The organism is Pseudomonas sp. OG7 (genome assembly GCF_014192825.1).
In the GTDB taxonomy this organism is placed as follows: Bacteria; Pseudomonadota; Gammaproteobacteria; order Pseudomonadales; family Pseudomonadaceae; genus Aquipseudomonas; species Aquipseudomonas monteilii.
On the sequence record NZ_JACHYK010000005.1, the window covers coordinates 188,182 to 206,246 of the forward strand.

An 18,065-nucleotide genomic window follows, 5' to 3' on the forward strand; every position below is an offset into this window, starting at 1 on the left:
AGCGCCATCCGCTGACCTTTGTCATGCTTTTTGACGATTATCGTACACGCCCGCGCGCCCGAGCCTTGCCTCGTGGCGCCGGCCATGGTTAGCTGCCTAATAATTAGATCCATTCAATGAGTTGCTTATGCCCCTTACCGACAACCAACACCGCTTTGGCATGCAGCTGGCCCAGATGTCCCGGGGTTGGCGTGCCGAACTGGATCGCCGCCTGGCCGGGCTCAACCTGTCCCAGGCGCGCTGGCTGGTGTTGCTGCACCTGGCCCGTTTCGAAGAAGCCCCGACCCAGCGTGAGCTGGCCCAGAGCGTGGGCGTTGAAGGCCCGACCCTGGCGCGCCTGCTCGACAGCCTTGAGGCGCAAGGGCTGGTACGTCGGCAGGCGGTGCTGGAGGACCGTCGGGCGAAGAAGATTGTACTGTGCCCGCCAGCCAAGCCACTGATCGACCAGATCGAGACCATTGCCAACCAACTGCGGGTGGAGCTGTTTACCGGGGTGGACGAGGCGGACTTGCAGGTGTGCATGCGGGTGCATGCGAAGATTCTGGCCAACCTCGAGAAATCCTGAGGGCCCTTGGGGCCGCAAAGCGGCTCCATTGTTCAGAAGGTATGCCCAAGGTTCAGGTAAACCGCCTGTTCATGCGCACTGTTGGTGCCATAGCTGAAGTTCAGCGGCCCCAGCGGCGTCTCCAGCCCCAGGAAGATGCTCGCCGCATTGATGTACCCGCTGTCGAACTCATTGTCGTTGTTCCACGCCCGCCCACGTTCCAGCGACCCGCCAATGTACAGCGGGAAGTCCAGCGGCACGTAGGCCCGTGGCGTCAGCCGGCGGTAGTAGACCATGCGCATCAGGCTCACGTTCTGCCCCGACACCGAGTCCTGGCGGAACCCTGACAGCTGCCGCGCGCCACCGATCACGAAGCTTGACGTCACCACTTCGGCGTCATCCAGCGTGCGCCCGTAGCGCCCGCCCAGCACGAAGGTGTTCGGCCCGCTGCTGATGGCCTTGTCCAGGTTGAACAACCACTGCCGATAATCCTGGTCCGAGTCCAGCGACTTGTCGTACTTGCGCAGGGTCAGGCCTATGTCCTCGCCGCTGTGGGGGAAGTACACGTTGTCGAGCGTGTCGAACGAGTACTTCAGCTCGTAGAAGCCTTCGTTGAAGCTGACTTTGGGCAGGTCCTGGTCGCCGATGCGCACCTCGGCCTCGCCCCACGCCTTGCCCACACCCAGGCGCACTTCGCCGTTGGTGCCGATCTGCCGGCCAACATTCAGGCCAAAACCGTAGCGCTCCAGGCGGTACTCGGCGATGGGGTCGTTGTCCAGAGTGGCTTCGATGTTCTGCGAGCCGAAGTCCAGGTACGGCGCGATGAAGTAGCGTGAGCCCACGTCCAGCGGCTGGTAGAACTCACTGTACAGCTCTTGCTGGTCTCCGATCTGGCCACGGGTCAGCCATTCGGCACCCAGGCTGTTGATGCCGTTGACCCGGTAGCTGGCACCCAGGTTGAAGGCACTGTCGCCACGCAGGTCGTCCGACAGGTTCAGGCCCAGGCGCAAGTAGTCGGTACCGCCGCGTCGGCCGCGGGCATTGATCACCAGCGTGTTGTCGTCGCCCTTGTGCACCACGCGGTACTGCACCCGATCGAAGTAGTCCAGGCCGTACAGCGTGCCCATGTCGGTCTGCAGGCGGTCCAGTTCCAGCGGGGCATCGATCGGCTGGCGAATGTACGAGCGGATCACATCGTCGCTGACCTTGGAGTCGTTCTCGATCCGGATCGCGGTAATCACCGGTGTGCGCTGACGCGGCGAGCGGGCCACGGCCAGGCTGCTGTCTTCGGGCTGGCGCAGGCTGGCAAGGCGCGGGTCGAGCAGGCGGGTGGCGCGATAGCCAGCGTCGATCATGTCCCGGGCGCGGCCGAAGTCGGTTACACCAAACGCGGTCAGCGAAGGCTGGATGAGGATATCGTCGCGGTGCAGGCTGGCCAGTTGCTCTTCCGAGTTGCGCCGGGTCATCAGGGTGATCGACTGGTTGAGCACGTCGACCACCGTGGCCAGTTGCTTGCGGTCGCGCAGCGGGGTGCCGATGTCGACCACGATGGCCAGGTCCACGCCCATTTCCCGGGCCACGTCCAGCGGGATGTTGTCGACCATGCCGCCGTCCACCAGCAGGCGACCCTCCAGTTCGACCGGGGCGAACACGGCGGGGATCGACATGCTGGCACGGATTACCTGGGGCAGGTGGCCGCGACGGAACACCACTTTTTCACCACTGGCAATGTCGGTGGCCACGGCGCGGAAGGGGATGGGCAGCTTGTCGAAGTCGCGTGTGTCGGCGGTATGCGCCAGCTTGCTCTCCAGCAGCAGCGCGAGGTTCTGGCCCTGAATGACCCCCAGCGGCAGGCCCAGGCTGCCGTCGTCGCGAAAGCTGAGCTTCTGTTTGACGAGGAAATCGCGGTCATCCTGCTTGCGTCGGAACGGCACGTCCTTGCGCGGTGGGGCATCGGACAGGGCCTGTTGCCAGTCCAGTGTGGTGGCGAGCTTTTCCAGCTCTTCGACGCTGTACCCCGAGGCGTACAACCCGCCGACCACAGCCCCCATGCTGGTGCCGGCGATGGCGTCAATGCGCACGCCTTGTTCTTCCAGGGCCTTGAGCACGCCGATATGGGCCAGGCCACGGGCCGCACCACCAGACAACACCAGCCCGACCTTGGGCCTGGCCGGTTCGGCGGCAATTGCCGTGAGGCTGGTGAGGGTGAGCAGAAAGCAGAACAGCAAACGGCGCATCGTGAGTCTCAAACCGTGGGCTAAAGACCGCTAGTATAAGCGGCCCCTTACCTGGAGATGCGCCACCATGGCCGACAGCAAGCCGGAAATCGTCATCACTTATTGCACCCAGTGCCAATGGCTGCTGCGTGCCGCCTGGCTGGCCCAGGAACTGCTCAGCACCTTCGCCGACGACCTTGGCCGGGTGGCGCTGGAGCCGGGCACTGGCGGTATCTTCCGCATCACCTGCAATGGTGTGCAGATCTGGGAGCGCAAGGCCGACGGCGGCTTCCCCGAGGCCAAGGTGCTGAAGCAGCGGGTACGTGACCAGATCGACCCTCAGCGTGACCTTGGCCATAACGACCGCTGATCACGCACCTTCGGGCAGTGGCTGCTTGGGCGGCTGCTCGGCGGCCAGGCGGCTGGACAGCACGATGGCGAAGATGATCAGCGCGCCGCCCAGTAGCATGCGCAGCGTGGGGGTTTCGGCGAACACGACCCAGGCCACGGCAATGCCGTAGACCGGTTCCATGCCGAACACCACGGCGGCGGTACGCGCCTTGATCACCGCCAGGCTGGCCACGAACAGGCTGTGCGCCACGCCGGTGCAGAAGATGCCGAGCAGGGCGATCCACAGCCAGTCCATGGCTGCCACGTCTGCCAGGCCCGGTGCTGCGAAGGGCAGCAGGCACAGGCCCACCACCAGGTTTTGCCACAGCGCAGCCTGAACCGCAGGCAAGCGCCCGGAGCCGGCGCGGTTGGTGAGTGACAGCAGCGAGAACAGCAACCCGGAAAGCAGTGCCCAGAGCAGGCCGCCCGTGGCTTCGCTGGCCAGATCGAAGGCCGGCGTGACCAGGACCAGGCCTATGCTGACCAGCAGTACCAGCACGGCCTCGTTGCGGCGGATGCGTTCGCGGAACAGCAGGCCTTCGAGGATGACGGTAAAGGCCGGGAAACTGGCGAAGCCGAGGGTGGCGATGGCCACGCCGCCGACTTTGACGGCGATGAAGAAGCTGACCCAATGGCCGGCCAGCAGCACACCACCGAGCAGCAGGCGGCGGATGTCCTGACTGCTCAGGCGTTGCCAGCCCGGGCCGGCGAGGCTGGCGAACAGGGCCAGGGCAAGCACGGCGAAGGCGGCGCGGCCGAACACGATGATTGCCGGGCTGGCGCTGGCGGCCAGTTTGCCGAAGACGCCGGTCAGGCCGAAGAACAGCGCGCCAATGTGCAGGGCGCCGAGGGCGGTGCGGTGGTTCATGGTGGTCCTTGCTCAAGATCTCTAATGGCTGTGCCGGCCTCTTCGCGGGCTTGCCCGCGAAAGGGCCGGTACAGGCAAAGTGTAAAGGTTCAGGCAAACCCGTTCTGTCGCAAGACTGCTGTCAGTTATCGCCAGGCTCGCGCCGCAACGCCAAAGGCGTACACCCGAACGCCCGCAACATCGCCGCCGAGAACGCACTCTGCGAGCTATACCCCACCTGCGTAGCAATCTCCCCCATCGGCAACAAGGTTTGTGTCACCAGCCGCCGCGCCTTGAGCAAACGTCGCTGGCGAATGTAGTCCATCGGCGTCATGCCACACTCCGCCATGAATCGCGCATGCAGCCGGGCACTGGAAAGCCCGGCCAGCCGCGCCAGGTCGGCCACCTGCAGCGGGTAGGCGGCATGCTGCTCGATATGCGCATCGAAGGACGCATAGGGCAGGCGCCGGCTGGCGGTAACGCTGGCTGCTGCGTTGGAGTTGAGGCTGGCCAGCAGCAGCGCCGCGCCTTGCCGGGCAATCAGCGGGTCGTCCATGGGGCTGGCCGCCAACCAGTCCACCAACTGCTGCTGGCGGTCGTCCAGGCCCAGCGCGGCAGGGCAGTCGAGCAGCCGGCGGCTGGCATCGGCATGCTCGCCCAACTGCTCGTGCAACCACTGCTCGCCAGGCACATCGAGCACCAGGCAGTGGCTGCCGCCGTCGCTGGCACAGGTGTGGTGCGCGCCGGCCGGTACCACGACCAGTCCCTGCCGATCGATGCCGGCGCCTTGCCCTTGCACCTCGAACTCCAGGCGGCCGCGCAGGCCGAACACCAGTTGCGGGTGTTCGTGGCTGTGGGCGATCAGGCTGTGGCGGTAATGGCGCAGCGAGAGGATCGGGCCGGCGGTCATGGGAGGTCCTCGCAGGGCAGAAGCCCATTGTGCCTCATTCGCTGCACACCATCACTCGTCACCGTTTTGCCACTGCGCTGTCACGCGCGCCTGCCAGTCTCCAGCAAACTGCGCCGGAGCCTGCCCATGACCCATGCCGAACTGTCCCGCCCCTCGCGCAAGCAACGTGTGCGCACCCTGTGGATCTCCGACGTGCACTTGGGCACTCGTGACTGCCAGGCCGAACACCTGTCGCAGTTCCTCAAGGGCTACCAGGCCGACCGGGTGTACCTGGTCGGCGATATCATCGATGGCTGGAAGCTGCGCGGCGGCATCTACTGGCCACAAGCCCACACCAACGTGATCCGCCGGCTGCTGACCATGAGCAAGCGCGGCACCGAGGTGATCTATGTCACCGGCAATCATGATGAATTCCTGCGCCGTTACTCCAGGCTGATACTGGGCAATATCCAGCTGGTGGACGAGGCCGAGCACCTGACCGCTGATGGTCGTCGGCTGCTGGTGATTCATGGCGACCAGTTCGACGTGATTACCCGTTACCACCGCTGGCTGGCGTTCCTCGGTGATCGCGCCTACGAGTTCACCTTGGTGCTTAACCGCTGGCTCAATCACTGGCGTGCGCGGTACGGCTATGGCTACTGGTCGCTGTCGGCGTACCTCAAGCACAAGGTAAAAGGCGCGGTGAACTTCATCAGCGATTTCGAGGATGCCATTGCCCACGAGTGCACCCGACGTGGTTTTCACGGTGTGGTGTGTGGGCATATTCATCACGCTGAAATCCGCAAGGTAGGAGAGGTGGAGTACCTCAATTGCGGCGATTGGGTGGAGTCATGCACGGCGCTGATCGAGCATTGGGATGGCAGCATCGAGCTGTACCGCCTGGCGGATGCCCAGGCACGGGAAGCGCAGGTAGCCGCGGCGATGCGAGAACCGGCATAGAGGGCTGCTGTGCAGCCCAGTTGCCTACAGGCTGATCTTGCCCAGCAGGATATCCCTGAACATCACGAAATCCCCTATCAGGCTGTAAAGCGGATAGGTAAAGGTTGCCGGCCGGTTCTTCTCGAAAAAGAAATGCCCGACCCAGGCAAAGCCGTAGCCGAACAGTGGCACGGCCAGCAACAGCAACCACTTGCCACTGCCAATGGTATAGGCCAGCAAGGCAATCACCAGGCTGGTGCCGACAAAGTGCAGGCGGCGGCAGGTGGGGTTGCTGTGTTCCCCCAGGTAGTACGGATAGAACTCGGCAAAACTGCGAAACTGCGCTGTGCGGTTCATGGCAGTGCTCCGGGATTAATACTTCTGGACAAGATGCACGGCGTGGAGCCTGATTCGAGTCTAGAGTGATTGGCGGGGCCTACCAGTGACAATAGGCGCCAATTGAATATCCTTGGGGTTCACCGCAGGAGCGGTCGGTAGAAAGAAGCCTGTCATGAGCGAAAGAACCACGTCAGCCAGCTGGGCATCAGGGATTGTGAAGGCACTCGAACTGGAAGGGCTGGACTGCCAGGCCATGTTCAAGCAGCTGGGGCTGGACTTCGCGGCCCTCGACGACCCTGACGCCCGCTTCCCGCAGGACTCCATGACCCGGCTCTGGCAGCTGGCGGTGGAGCTGTCGGGTAATGAGGCCATCGGCTTGAACATGGCGCGCGTGGTACGCCCGGCGTCGTTCCATGTGGTGGGCTATGCGTTGATGTCCAGCCGCACGCTGGCTGAAGGCTTCGAGCGCCTGGTGCGTTACCAGCGCATCATCGCCGAAAGCTCGGACCTGAGCTTCGTGCTTGGCCCTGAAGGTTATTCCCTGATCCTGACCGTACATGGCGACCACCTGCCGCCCACGCGGCACAGCGCCGAGGCCTCGCTGGCTTGCGCGTTGGCACTGTGCAAATGGCTCAGCGGCCGCCCGGTACAGCCGAGGCGGGTGCTGGTGCAGGGGCCTCAGCCGAAGAATATCGAACCGTACAAGGTGGCGTTTCATTCGCCGCTGGTGTTCGGTGCGCCGCACGATGCGCTGGTGTTCGAACGGGCCGACATGGAGGCGCCGCTGCCCACTGCCAATGAGGCCATGGCCGTGTTGCATGACCGTTTTGCCGGGGAGTATCTGGCCCGTTTTTCCGAAAGCAGGGTTACCCACCGCGTGCGCCAGGTGCTGTGCCGCATCCTGCCGCAGGGCGAGCCCAAGCGCGAGACCCTGGCGCAGGCCCTGCACCTGTCGCAACGTACCTTGCAGCGGCGGCTGCAGGAGGAGGGCACCAGCTTCCAGGCCTTGCTTGACGACACCCGCCGCGAACTGGCCGAGCAGTACCTGGCCCAGCCGGGCATGACCCTGCTGGAGGTCGCGTACCTGCTGGGCTTTGCCGACCCCAGCAACTTCTACCGGGCATTCCGCCGCTGGTTCGATGCCACGCCGAGTGAGTACCGTGCCCGTATGGGCGCGGAGGCCGAAGCGGTCAGTGACGCCAGAACGCCGGCATACACAGCACCAGCACCGTAATGATTTCGAGTCGGCCGAGCAGCATGCCGGCCGCCAGAATCCACTTGGCTGCGTCCGGCAGCGTGGCGTAGTTGCCCGACGGGCCGATCACCTCGCCCAGCCCGGGGCCCACACCCGAAACCGTACCGGCGGCACCGGTCAACGCGGTCATCCAGTCCACGCCCAGCAACGACAGCAGCAGGGCCATGACGCAGATGGTGATGGCGAAGAAGAACGAAAACGTCAGGATCGAACGCACGATGTCTTCATCAAGGCGGTGGCCGTTGTATTTCTGCTTGATCACCGCGCGCGGGTGGATCAGTTGGTTAAGGCTGGCCTTGAGCAGGATGTAGGCCACCTGGAAGCGGAAAATCTTGATACCGCCCGCCGTCGAGCCGGAGCAGCCGCCCACGAAACCCAGGTAAAAGAACAGCATCAGCGAGAAGTTGCCCCACAGGCTGTAGTCGCCCAGGGCGAAGCCGGTGGTGGTGACCACCGAGGTCACGTTCAGCGCCACATGGCGCAAGGCGTCGAGCCAGTGCAGGTTGGTGCTGTACCAGTACCAGGTGCCCAGCACTATCCAGGTAACCACCAGCATGCCCAGCAAGCCCTGCACCTGCTGGTCGCGGATCAGCGCCTTGCGGTTGCCGCGCAGGGTGGCCACATACAGGGTGAACGGCAAGCTGCCCATGATCATCACCACAACCGCCACCCAATGCACGGCCGGGATGTCCCATTTCGCCAGCGACTGGTCAGAGGTGGAGAAACCGCCGGTAGAGATCGCCGACATGGCGTGGTTGATCGCATCGAACGGGCTCATGCCTGCCCACCAGAAGGCCAGCGAGCCAAGGATCGAGAAGCCGACGTACACCCCCACGATCGACTTGGCGACCATGTGCGAACGCGGCATGACCTTTTCCGAACGGTCGGACGACTCGGTCTGGAACAGGCGCATGCCACCGATGCGCAGCAGCGGCAGGATCGCCACCGCCATGGCGATGAAACCGATACCGCCAAGCCAGTGCAGCATCGAGCGCCACATGAGAATGCCGGGTGACATGGTGTCGAGCCCGCTGAGCACGGTGGCGCCGGTGGCGGTGATGCCCGACATGCTTTCGAAGAAGGCGTCGGTGTAGCTGATGTGCTGGGTCAGCAGGAACGGCAGGGCGGCGAACACGCACACCACCAACCAGCTGCTGACCGTCAGCAGGTACATGTCGCGTGGGCGCAGGTGCACATGTTCGGGGCGCCCCTGCACCACCAGGGCCAGCCCGGCGATGAAGGTGATCAGGCTCGACCAGAGGAACGACGGCATGTCACCGGTGCGTTCGAAAATTACCAGGGTCGCCATGGGCACGGCCATGCTGACGGCGAGGGTAATCAGGAAGATGCCGATGATGAAACCAATGATCCTTAAGGTCGGCAACGCCATGTGATCTGCTCTGACTCGATTCGGAAGGGCGCCATTCTACCTATGGGTCTGGTGATGTAAACGCTAGAATGGCCGCACATTCAACTGCCAGGAGGGTAGCCGATGGAGGCTCTCGACGCATTGCTCAACCGTGTTTCCGTGCCACGCCTGACCGACCCGGCGCCGAACGCTGCCCAGCGCGAGGCGCTGTTCCAGGCCGCCTTGCGCGCCCCGGACCACGGCCAGCTGCGCCCCTGGCGCTTTCTGACCATCGAAGGCCAGGGCCGTGAGAAGCTGGGCGAGCTGTTTGCCGAAGCCGTGCAGAGCAGGGGCGACGCCAGCCAGGCCGCGCTGGACAAGGCCCGCGCCATGCCGTTGCGGGCGCCGCTGCTGATTGTGGTGGTGGCCAAGCTGCAGGAGCACTTCAAGGTGCCGAAGTCCGAACAGCGCCTGGCGGCGGGCTGTGCGGCGCATGGCATTCTGATTGCCGCACATGCGCAGGGTATCGGCGCGGTGTGGCGAACCGGGGACATGGCGTTCGATGCCCATGTGCACAAGGGGTTGGGGTTGGCCGAGAACGAGGAGTTGATCGGGTACCTGTATGTCGGCACGCCGCTGACCGAGCCGCGTACGGCGCCGATTCTGGAAACGGCTGATTTCGTCAGCGTCTGGGGCGAGTAACGCCGTTTTGGGCTGATTGTCGTATCAGGGCCACCGGCCTCTTCGCGGGCGTGCCCGCGAAGAGGCCGGTGGCCTTTACATCACCTCAACTGCCAGCAGCCTCAGCGACAGGCAACTCCAGCCTGGCCACAAATCCACCCTGTGGATGATTGTCAAAAATCAGGCTGCCGCCATGGCGCTCCGCCGCCTTGCGCGCAATCGCCAGCCCCAGCCCATGCCCCGGCGCTTCCTGCCCCGGCGCGCGGAAGAAGGGTTCGCCCAGCTGCGCCAGGTGTTCCGCTGCAGCCCCCGGTCCATGGTCACGTACGCTTATCACTATGCGGTCCTGCTCACGCACTGCACTCACTTCTACCGGCTGCCCGACCGGATTGAAGCGCAAGGCATTGCGCAGCAGGTTGTCCACGGCCCGCTCGATCAGCGTCGGCCAACCTTGCAAGGTCAACCCAGGCTGCGCCTCGAGGCGCACATCCTGGTCGGGCGCGCTGAGCAGGGCATCCTTGCGCACGCTGCCCAGCAGGGCGTTGAGGTCGACCGGTTCGGCATGGGCCTGCTCGGCATCCACCCGGGCCAGGGCCAGAATTTCGCTGATCAGGTCTTCCAGGCGGTCGCACTCGCGGGTCAGGCGTGGCCACAGGGTTTCCCGCTGCTCGGGCTCGGCGCGCTCGGCCAGCGCCAGGGCAATACGCAGTCGGGCCAATGGGGAACGCAACTCGTGCGACACATCGCGCAGCAACTGGCGCTGGCTGCCGATGGTGCTTTGCAGGCGCGCGCCCATCTTGTTGAAGTCCTTGGCCAGCACACCGAACTCGTCGCGCCGCGCTGCCAGCCGCGCCAGGCTGTTCTGCTGGTAGGTGGTCTGCCCCAGGTCATGCACCGCGCTGCGCAGGCGGCTGAGCGGGCGGGTAATGGACAGGGTCACCAGCAGGCTGAACAACGTCAGCACAACCAGGGCGATGCCCAGTGCACTGAGCGGCCACAGCAGGCTTTCGCGGTGCCAGGCATCCAGTGCCGGGTGGGGAATGCGGTAGATCAGCAGGTAGGTTTCGCCGGTGTCGGGGCTGGTGTATTCCTCGGTCAGCCTGCGCCACGGCAGGCGCCGCTGGTCATTGTGCTGGCGCGCTTCGAAGGCCGCTGCACGGCGCGGGAAGGTACCGGGCACCACGGCTTCGCCACTGTCGTCGAGCACTTGCACGTCGATCTTGTAGCGGTCTTTACGCCGTTCCAGGAAGTGCTGTGCCGAATCCAGGCCTTCCTGCTCGTAATGCCTGGCCCACTTGCTGGCCAAGGTATTCAGGCCCGGGTGACGGCTGAGGATCCAGGCGTCCTGGTTGAGCATGTGGCCCAACAGGATCGACAGGCCTGCGACCAGGGTAATGGCCAGCCAGAAACTGGCCAGGATGCGCCAGAACAATGAACGCAAGTGCACCTCCTAAACGGGAAAAGCCCGGCCCGCAGTGATGCGGGCCGGGCATTGGGCAGACAGCTTACTGAGCCTTGGTGCCTTTTTCAGCTTTCCAGGCCTGGAACTCCTGCCACTCGGCTTTCTTGGCGGCGCGTTCCTTTTGCAGTTCGTCGAACTTCTTCTGCTGCTCAGGCTTGAGCAGGTTGCGCACGGCGCTGTCGGTCTTGTCGCGGCTGGCTTTCAGCTCGTCCTTCATGGCTTTCTGGTCGGCGGCCGGCAGCTTGGACAGGTAGCGCTCGGTGATGTCGCGGCGCTGTTGCATCTGCTCGCCCATCAGCTTGCCGATCTGCTGACGCTGGTCGCGGCTCAGGTCCAGCTGGTGGAAAGGCGCATCACCGCGATGATGCGGGCCGTCGTGACGCGGGCCGCCGTCAGGCATGGCCATGGCCACGGTCGGCAGGGCGGCGGCGAACATCAGGGCGATAAGGGTCTTGCGCATGGTGTCTCTCCTTTCATAGGCCGGTGGTTACCGGATGAGCACAGTCTAGGGAGATCACCGTCAAGCGCAGTCAGCAGAGGGTAAAGGCAAGGTAAAGATGATTAGCCTGGGTAGGAGAGGCCTTGTGCCGCGATAGGGGCGCGCAGCGGCCCCGGCGATGTCACAGGCAGTAGTAATAGCCACGGCTGCGCAACGCCACGATGCGTGGCCGGCCATCGGCGTGGGGGCCAATCTTCTTGCGCAGGTTGCTGACGTGCATGTCCAGGCTGCGGTCGTACAGGGTCAGCTTGCGGCCCAGGCCGATCTGCGCCAGTTCTTGTTTGTCCAGCGGCTCGCCGGGCTGGCGCAGCAGCGCTTCGAGAATGCGGCTTTCGGACAGGGTCAGGGTCATTTCGCGGCCATCGATACTGGCCACGCCACGGGCAGGGCTGTACACCAGGTCGCCCAGCTCCACCTGGCTGGTGGTGGCGGTGGGGTGGCTGCGGCGCAGTACGGCGCGCAGGCGGGCGGTGAGTTCACGTGGGTCGCAGGGTTTGGCCAGGTAGTCGTCGGCACCCAGTTCGAGGCCAAGGATGCGGTCCAGCGGCTCGCCACGGGCGGAGAGCATCAATACCGGCAGTTCGGTATGTTCGCTGCGCAACTGCTTGAGCAGTTCCAGGCCGCTGCCGTCGGGCAGCATGACATCCAGCACCACGGCCGCCGGGGCGTGTTCGGCCAGGGCCTGGCGTGCGCTCTGGCCATCGTGGCAGGCACGTACGGTGAACCCTTCCTGGGTCAGCCAGCTGCTGAGCAGCTCGCACAGCTCCTGGTCATCATCAATCAGTAACAGCTCGCTCATGACTCACTCATTTCAACCATTGACGGCGGCTATTCGGCCCGCCAGTGGCAAAGATACCGCAGACTGATGGCAACTGTGTAACTGCCTCTACCGTGTCGCCTGCTTCGCGGGCGAGACCGCGAAGCAGGCGACACGGTCTTGCATCACGGCAGTACTTGCTTGAATGGCTTGACCACGACTTTGTCGTAAACGCCCGCAGCAATGTACGGATCGGCATCTGCCCAAGCCTGCGCCGCAGCCAGGGACTCGAACTCGGCAACGATCAGGCTACCGCTGAAACCCGCTTCGCCCGGGTCGTTGCTGTCGATGGCCGGGTGCGGGCCGGCCAGCACCACGCGGCCTTCGGCTTTGAGCTGCTGCAGGCGTTCGATATGCGCCGGGCGGGCAGCCAGGCGTTTTTCCAGGGAGTTTGCGACGTCGCTGGCGATGATGGCGTAGAGCATGTCAATCCTTGGGTTTGGAGGTAGAAGGGTCGTCGTGCAGGTGGCGCGACAGGTACACGCCTTGCGCCACCAGGAAGATCACGGTCATGCCCAGGCTGCCGAACACCTTGAAGTCCACCCAGAAGTCCTGGAAGGTGAAGGCGACGAACAGGTTGGCCGCGCCGCAGAACAGGAAGAAGGCAATCCAGGCCACGTTCAGGCGCGCCCAGATGACATCGGGCAAGGTCAGCGCGTGGCCCATGATGCGCTTGATCAGCACCCGGTCACCGATGAAGTGGCTGCCGGCAAAGCCCAGGGCGAACAGCCAGTTCACCACCGGCGCCTTCCACTTCAGGAAGGTTTCGCTGTGGAACGTCAGGGTCAGGCCGCCGAACACCAGGCAGGCCACCAGGGTCAGCCACTGGCCCTTTTCAAGCTTGCGCTGGCGCAGGAACAGCGCGCCGTACACCACCAGCGAGCTGATGATCAGCATGGCCGTGGCGCTGTAGATGCCGCCGAATTCGAAGCTGTGGCCGGCGACTTCCAGGGGGCGCGGGTCCAGCTTGTAGACGATGAAGAACAGCAGCAGCGGGATGAAATCGATGAATTGTTTCACAATGGCAGCCAGAATCGGGATGTGACGGCATAATAACAAACATCGATTCCAGCGAAAGCGCTCCTCCATGAATGTTGATCTGCACTGTCACAGCACGGCCTCCGACGGCGCCCTGTCGCCCTCGGTACTGGTTGCCCGGGCCCATGAGCACGGGGTGCAAACGCTGGCACTGACCGACCATGACACCATCGAAGGCCTGCCCGAAGCACGCCAGGCCTGCATCGAGCGGGGCATGCGCTGGGTGAGCGGCGTCGAGCTGTCGTGCACCTGGGGTGGTGCGACCATCCATGTGCTGGGCTATGACTTCCCGCTCGACGCGCCGCCTTTGCTGGCGGCAATCGAAGCGTTGCACCGTGGCCGCTGGCTGCGCGCCGAAGAAATCGACAAACGGCTGGCCGCCAAGGGCATGCCTGGCACCCTCGAAGGCGCCCGTGCCGTGCAGCACGAGCTGGGCGACAGCGGCAACGCCCCGGCGCGCCCGCATTTTGCCGAGTACCTGGTGCGCGCCGGGCACGTCAAGGACCGTGGCGAAGCGTTTCGCAAGTGGCTGGGCGCCGGCAAGCTGGGCGACGTCAAGCAGCACTGGCCGACCCTCGACGAAACTGTCGCCACCCTGCGCCAGTCCAAAGCGTGGGTGAGCCTGGCGCACCCCATGCATTACGATCTGACCCGCAGCAAGCGCAGACGGTTGATTGCCGACTATATTCAGGCAGGCGGGCAGGCACTTGAGGTGGTCAACGGGATGATGCCGGCCGAGCAGGTGGGCACCCTGTCCATCCTCACCCGTGAGTTCGGCCTGCTGGCAAGCGCTGGCAGTGACTTCCACGGCCCCGGCACCTGGGGCGAGATCGGTGCCTATCGGCCTTTGCCCGAGGACTTGCCACCTCTGTGGCGTCGATTCAGCCATGAACAGCCTTTGGCGCTATGAACAGGACGACTACGTGAGCCAATTTTTCCAGATTCATCCGGAGAACCCGCAGCAGCGCCTGATCAAGCAGGCTGTCGAGATTATCCGCAAGGGCGGTGTGGTGGTGTACCCGACGGATTCGGCCTACGCACTGGGTTGCCAGATGGGTGACAAGGCGGCCATCGAACGGGTACGGCGCCTGCGCGGGCTGGACAAGACGCACAACTTCACCCTCATGTGCTGCGACATGTCGCAGCTGGGGTTGTACGCCAAGGTCGACACCGGCACCTTCCGCCTGCTCAAGGCGCATGTGCCGGGGCCTTACACGTTCATCCTCAACGGTACGCGTGAAGTGCCGCGCCTGCTGTTGCACGATAAACGCCGCACTATCGGCCTGCGGGTGCCGGCCCATGCCATCACCCTGGCCCTGCTGGCCGAACTGGGCGAGCCGTTGATGAGCGTGAGCCTGATCCTCCCGGGCGACACCGAGCCGATGACCGACCCTTACGAAATCCGTGAGCGCCTGGAGCATCACGTCGACCTGGTGATCGATGGCGGCTTCGGCGACCTCAAGGCCTCTACCATCATCGACCTCTCCGGCGATGAGCCCGAGCTGATCCGCGAAGGCTGCGGCGACCCCACGCCGTTCCTGGTCAACGCGTGAGCCAGGTGGAAACGCCCGAGGCACCGGCCGAACAGGCCGAAGCGCCTCGGCAGTTGCAGTTGGCCCTGGTCTACGGCGAAGCCCTGACCGAGCTGCCGCTGGACCTGTACATCCCGCCGGACGCGCTGGAAGTCATCCTCGAGGCCTTTGAAGGCCCGTTGGACCTGCTGCTGTACCTGATCCGCAAGCAGAACATCGACATTCTCGACATCCCGGTGGCGGAAATCACCCGCCAGTACATGGGCTACGTGGAGCTGATGAAAAGCGTGCGCCTTGAACTGGCCGCCGAGTACCTGGTGATGGCCGCCATGCTCGCCGAGATCAAGTCGCGCATGCTGCTGCCGCGTTCGGCTGATGTCGAGGAAGAGGAGGGCGACCCACGCGCCGAACTGATCCGCCGCCTGCAGGAGTACGAGCGTTTCAAAGCCGCCGCCGAAGGCATTGATGAATTGCCACGGGTAGGCCGCGATGTGGTGGTGCCACGCCTGGAGGCGCCGCAGGCCAAGGTGCGCAAGCTGTTGCCGCAAGTCAGCCTGGAAGAGTTGCTGGTGTCCATGGCCGAGGTGATGCGCCGCAACGACCTGTTCGAAAGCCACCAGATCACCCGTGAAACGCTGTCTACCCGCGAGCGCATGAGCCAGGTGCTGGAGCGCCTAAAGGGCGGTGCTTTCGTGCCGTTCGTCGAGTTGTTTGCCGCCGAAGAGGGCAAGCTGGGCGTGGTGGTCACCTTCATGGCGATTCTCGAACTGGTGAAGGAATCGCTGATCGAACTGGTGCAGAATGAACCTTTCGCCGCCATTCACGTGCGGCTCCGCCCGGCGCTTGTTGAAGAACCTGATGAACCTGAATGACCCCCGCGACCTGGCGTCGCTGATCGAAGCTTTCTTGCTGGCGTCGGGCAAACCGCAGTCCCTGGAACGCCTGTACGAGCTGTTCGAAGAGGCCGAGCGCCCAGAACCCAAGGTGTTCAAGCAGGCCCTGGACGTGCTGGGCAAGTCGTGCAATGGCCGAGCGTTCGAGCTCAAGGAAGTGGCCAGCGGCTACCGCCTGCAAATCCGCGAGGACTATGCGCCCTGGGTCGGGCGCCTGTGGGAAGAGCGCCCGCAACGCTATTCACGTGCGCTGCTCGAAACCCTGGCGCTGATTGCCTACCGCCAGCCCATCACCCGTGGCGAGATCGAGGACGTGCGGGGCGTGGCGGTGAACAGCAACATCATCAAGACCATGATGGAGCGCGAGTGGATTCGCGTGGTCGGCTACCGCGAAGTGCCGGGGCGGCCGGCGATGTTTGCCACCACCAAGGCGTTTCTTGACCACTTCAACCTCAAGAGCCTGGATGAGCTGCCGGCCTTGGCCGAGCTGCGCGAGATGGAGCCGGAGCCGGTGCTCGACCCGGACGATGCGCCAGTGCCGGCGCACCTGCAGGCGTTGGCAGATGCCAGCCTTGGGGAGGAAGAAGAGGGTGTTGAGCCGAAGGAGGAAACCAGCTTCCGTAGCTTGCTGGTGGAGCTGGATGCCATGGAAGATGGGTTGAAGACCGACTTTGATGACTTGCGCGAGGAAGAACCAGGGGCTTCGGTGGAAGAAGAGGGCAAGTTACAGCCCTGATCTGCTGTTGCCCATACACCACCATTAGGCAGAAACCCCAGCCAAAGCCCACAAAACCCTCTACCCTCCAGTGCGTTCTTCCCCTGAACCGCGTATGATGCGCGGCCTTTTGGCGCGCTCGTCGCCAAAAAACCTGTTTTCATTCCTACACCGGGAGGTGCCCAGATGAGTGAGCAAGACCTGCAAGATACCGAAATCACCCCGCCATCCGGCGAAAAGCTGCAAAAAGTGCTGGCACGCATTGGCGTGGGTTCTCGCCGTGACGTCGAAGCCTGGATCAGCCAGGGCCGCATCAAGGTGAACGGCGTCGAGGCCACCCTTGGCCAGCGCGTCGACCTGCACGACGCCATTGCCGTAGACGGCAAGCTGATCAAGCGTGAGGAGGCCGCCGAGGCCACTCGCCGGGTGATCATGTACAACAAGCCCGATGGCGAAATCTGCACCCGTGACGACCCGGAAGGCCGCCCGACCGTGTTCGACCGCCTGCCACGGCCAAAAGAAGGCCGCTGGATCAACATCGGCCGCCTCGATATCAACACCACTGGCCTGCTGCTGTTCACCACCGACGGTGAACTGGCCAACCGCCTGATGCACCCGTCCTACGAGATGGACCGTGAGTATGCGGTGCGTGTGCGCGGTGAAGTCGATGACGAGATGATTGAGCGCCTGAAAGCCGGTGTGATGCTGGAAGACGGCCCGGCCAAGTTCACCGACATCCAGAAGGCACCGGGTGGTGAAGGCTTCAACCACTGGTACCACTGTGTGGTGATGGAAGGCCGTAACCGTGAGGTGCGTCGCCTGTGGGAATCCCAGGGCATGGTGGTCAGCCGCCTGAAGCGCGTGCGTTTTGGCCCGGTGTTCCTCAACTCCGACCTGCCGATGGGCCGCTGGCGTGAAATGACCCAGGGCGAAATCGACATCCTGGCCGCCGAAGTGGGCCTGCAGCCGGTTGCGCTGCCCGCCATGAAGCTCAAGGCCAAGGACAAGATGGAGCGCCTGCAGCGCAAGTCGACCCGCCCGCTGGGCCGTGGCGAGCGCGTGCGCAACCTGCGCCCGGCCCACGAAGGTGCCGCTACCGGTGAACGCCCGGCGCGTCAGCCGCGTGAAGAGGCTCCGCGTAAAAACACCCGCGGCAGCACGGTGGCCGAGCGCCCGAGCGAAATGCGCAAGCGTCCGGCCAAGCCTGAAGGTGACAAGCCGGCAGGCCGTGGTCGCGGTAAACCGCGTGGCTGATCGGCCTGCGTGGTGATGAGAAACCAGCCTTCGGGCTGGTTTTTTTATGCCTGCGATGTATTGCGGGCACGGCAAGATATTGAACAAAAAGAATTTTTCTGACGACTGGCAAGTTCTTGAACCGGCTTGTAAAGAAATTTATACGAATATGGCCGGTTTCAGCCCTGATTCCAGATTTAACCCAATCGTGTAAACAAACCTTGCCGTCACCGATGTGCCAAACCCGCCAACTCCACCTTGCCCTCCCTTGCCCGAACCCCCGTCCCCACGGTGTTATAGCCGCCATTGCCGTGTGCAAGAGCCCGTCCACAGAGCCTGGCTGACAAAACAACAAATGGAGGCGCCATGTACGCCGATCACTCTGCCTTTGAAGGCCCATACCACAGGATCGCTGCGTTTTTTCCGGA

20 protein-coding genes are annotated in these 18,065 nt (G+C 63.9%); 10 read left to right on the plus strand and 10 right to left on the minus strand.

All coding sequences use genetic code 11. The features are described from left to right. Nucleotides 1-127: 127 nt before the first annotated feature. Nucleotides 128-565, plus strand: coding sequence for a MarR family transcriptional regulator (locus tag FHW75_RS14060; protein WP_016711876.1), 438 nt, complete (start codon nt 128-130; stop codon nt 563-565). 32 nt (nt 566-597) lie between these two features. Here the strand turns inward: FHW75_RS14060 and FHW75_RS14065 are convergent, their stop codons facing one another. After that, on the minus strand, nt 598-2,781 hold the full coding sequence (locus FHW75_RS14065) for a patatin-like phospholipase family protein (protein WP_019099633.1): 2,184 nt from the start codon (nt 2,779-2,781) through the stop codon (nt 598-600). A 67-nt stretch (nt 2,782-2,848) separates the two neighbouring features. Between FHW75_RS14065 and FHW75_RS14070 the strand changes: the two genes are divergently transcribed. Beyond that, entirely contained in the window at nt 2,849-3,130 is a 282-nt protein-coding gene (locus FHW75_RS14070; RefSeq protein WP_003259082.1) for a SelT/SelW/SelH family protein, read from the plus strand. Here the strand turns inward: FHW75_RS14070 and FHW75_RS14075 are convergent, their stop codons facing one another. Together FHW75_RS14075 and FHW75_RS14080 are read right to left on the minus strand one after the other, a co-directional pair. Next, nucleotides 3,131-4,018: a DMT family transporter gene (locus tag FHW75_RS14075; RefSeq protein ID WP_016711874.1), complete on the minus strand. Its 888-nt coding sequence runs from the start codon at nt 4,016-4,018 to the stop codon at nt 3,131-3,133. 121 nt (nt 4,019-4,139) lie between these two features. After that, entirely contained in the window at nt 4,140-4,907 is a 768-nt protein-coding gene (locus tag FHW75_RS14080; RefSeq protein ID WP_183673907.1) for an AraC family transcriptional regulator, read from the minus strand. 126 nt (nt 4,908-5,033) lie between these two features. Between FHW75_RS14080 and FHW75_RS14085 the strand changes: the two genes are divergently transcribed. Further along, nucleotides 5,034-5,846 carry a UDP-2,3-diacylglucosamine diphosphatase gene (locus FHW75_RS14085; protein WP_025753876.1) on the plus strand — a complete coding sequence of 271 codons (813 nt, stop codon included), beginning with the start codon at nt 5,034-5,036 and terminating at the stop codon, nt 5,844-5,846. 24 nt (nt 5,847-5,870) lie between these two features. Here the strand turns inward: FHW75_RS14085 and FHW75_RS14090 are convergent, their stop codons facing one another. Continuing rightward, nucleotides 5,871-6,182: a DUF962 domain-containing protein gene (locus FHW75_RS14090; RefSeq protein WP_016711872.1), complete on the minus strand. Its 312-nt coding sequence runs from the start codon at nt 6,180-6,182 to the stop codon at nt 5,871-5,873. 154 nt (nt 6,183-6,336) lie between these two features. On the opposite strand from FHW75_RS14090, the gene FHW75_RS14095 reads away from it, so the two are divergent. Continuing rightward, nucleotides 6,337-7,398: an AraC family transcriptional regulator gene (locus tag FHW75_RS14095; protein ID WP_016711871.1), complete on the plus strand. Its 1,062-nt coding sequence runs from the start codon at nt 6,337-6,339 to the stop codon at nt 7,396-7,398. Here FHW75_RS14095 and FHW75_RS14100 read toward each other — a convergent pair. Beyond that, nucleotides 7,355-8,809 (minus strand): TrkH family potassium uptake protein, encoded by a 1,455-nt coding sequence (locus tag FHW75_RS14100; protein WP_016711870.1) that lies wholly within the window; start codon nt 8,807-8,809, stop codon nt 7,355-7,357. The genes FHW75_RS14095 and FHW75_RS14100 overlap by 44 nt on opposite strands. 102 nt (nt 8,810-8,911) lie before the next feature. On the opposite strand from FHW75_RS14100, the gene FHW75_RS14105 reads away from it, so the two are divergent. Then, a complete protein-coding gene (locus FHW75_RS14105; RefSeq protein WP_019099112.1) occupies nt 8,912-9,469 on the plus strand; it encodes an NAD(P)H nitroreductase in 558 nt (185 codons plus the stop codon). An 85-nt stretch (nt 9,470-9,554) separates the two neighbouring features. Here FHW75_RS14105 and FHW75_RS14110 read toward each other — a convergent pair whose 3' ends face one another. From FHW75_RS14110 to FHW75_RS14130, 5 genes are all read right to left on the minus strand, one after another. Further along, nucleotides 9,555-10,895: a HAMP domain-containing sensor histidine kinase gene (locus FHW75_RS14110; protein ID WP_161990053.1), complete on the minus strand. Its 1,341-nt coding sequence runs from the start codon at nt 10,893-10,895 to the stop codon at nt 9,555-9,557. 58 nt (nt 10,896-10,953) lie between these two features. Continuing rightward, on the minus strand, nt 10,954-11,370 hold the full coding sequence (locus tag FHW75_RS14115) for a Spy/CpxP family protein refolding chaperone (protein WP_019099114.1): 417 nt from the start codon (nt 11,368-11,370) through the stop codon (nt 10,954-10,956). A gap of 160 nt (nt 11,371-11,530) precedes the next feature. Next, nucleotides 11,531-12,208 (minus strand): response regulator transcription factor, encoded by a 678-nt coding sequence (locus tag FHW75_RS14120; protein ID WP_016711866.1) that lies wholly within the window; start codon nt 12,206-12,208, stop codon nt 11,531-11,533. A gap of 143 nt (nt 12,209-12,351) precedes the next feature. After that, nucleotides 12,352-12,651, minus strand: coding sequence for a YciI family protein (locus FHW75_RS14125; protein ID WP_012273585.1), 300 nt, complete (start codon nt 12,649-12,651; stop codon nt 12,352-12,354). Between the two features lies 1 nt (nt 12,652). Next, nucleotides 12,653-13,246 carry a septation protein A gene (locus tag FHW75_RS14130; protein ID WP_019099115.1) on the minus strand — a complete coding sequence of 198 codons (594 nt, stop codon included), beginning with the start codon at nt 13,244-13,246 and terminating at the stop codon, nt 12,653-12,655. A gap of 67 nt (nt 13,247-13,313) precedes the next feature. Here FHW75_RS14130 and FHW75_RS14135 point away from each other — a divergent pair, with 67 nt between their 5' ends. The 5 genes from FHW75_RS14135 to rluB all read left to right on the plus strand — a co-directional run bounded on the left by FHW75_RS14135 (nt 13,314) and on the right by rluB (nt 17,658). Next, nucleotides 13,314-14,174, plus strand: a complete 861-nt coding sequence (locus tag FHW75_RS14135; protein WP_019099116.1) for a PHP domain-containing protein — start codon at nt 13,314-13,316, stop codon at nt 14,172-14,174. Between the two features lie 13 nt (nt 14,175-14,187). Beyond that, nucleotides 14,188-14,817, plus strand: a complete 630-nt coding sequence (locus FHW75_RS14140) for an L-threonylcarbamoyladenylate synthase (protein ID WP_033693405.1) — start codon at nt 14,188-14,190, stop codon at nt 14,815-14,817. Between the two features lie 125 nt (nt 14,818-14,942). Beyond that, a complete protein-coding gene (locus FHW75_RS14145) occupies nt 14,943-15,668 on the plus strand; it encodes a ScpA family protein (protein ID WP_161751096.1) in 726 nt (241 codons plus the stop codon). After that, nucleotides 15,655-16,425: an SMC-Scp complex subunit ScpB gene (gene scpB, locus FHW75_RS14150; protein ID WP_019099119.1), complete on the plus strand. Its 771-nt coding sequence runs from the start codon at nt 15,655-15,657 to the stop codon at nt 16,423-16,425. The genes FHW75_RS14145 and scpB overlap by 14 nt, the downstream gene beginning before the upstream one ends. A gap of 165 nt (nt 16,426-16,590) precedes the next feature. Next, the gene (gene rluB, locus FHW75_RS14155; protein WP_012273579.1) at nt 16,591-17,658 is read left to right on the plus strand and encodes a 23S rRNA pseudouridine(2605) synthase RluB; all 1,068 of its coding nucleotides are present in this window, start codon (nt 16,591-16,593) and stop codon (nt 17,656-17,658) included. Nucleotides 17,659-18,065: the final 407 nt, after the last annotated feature.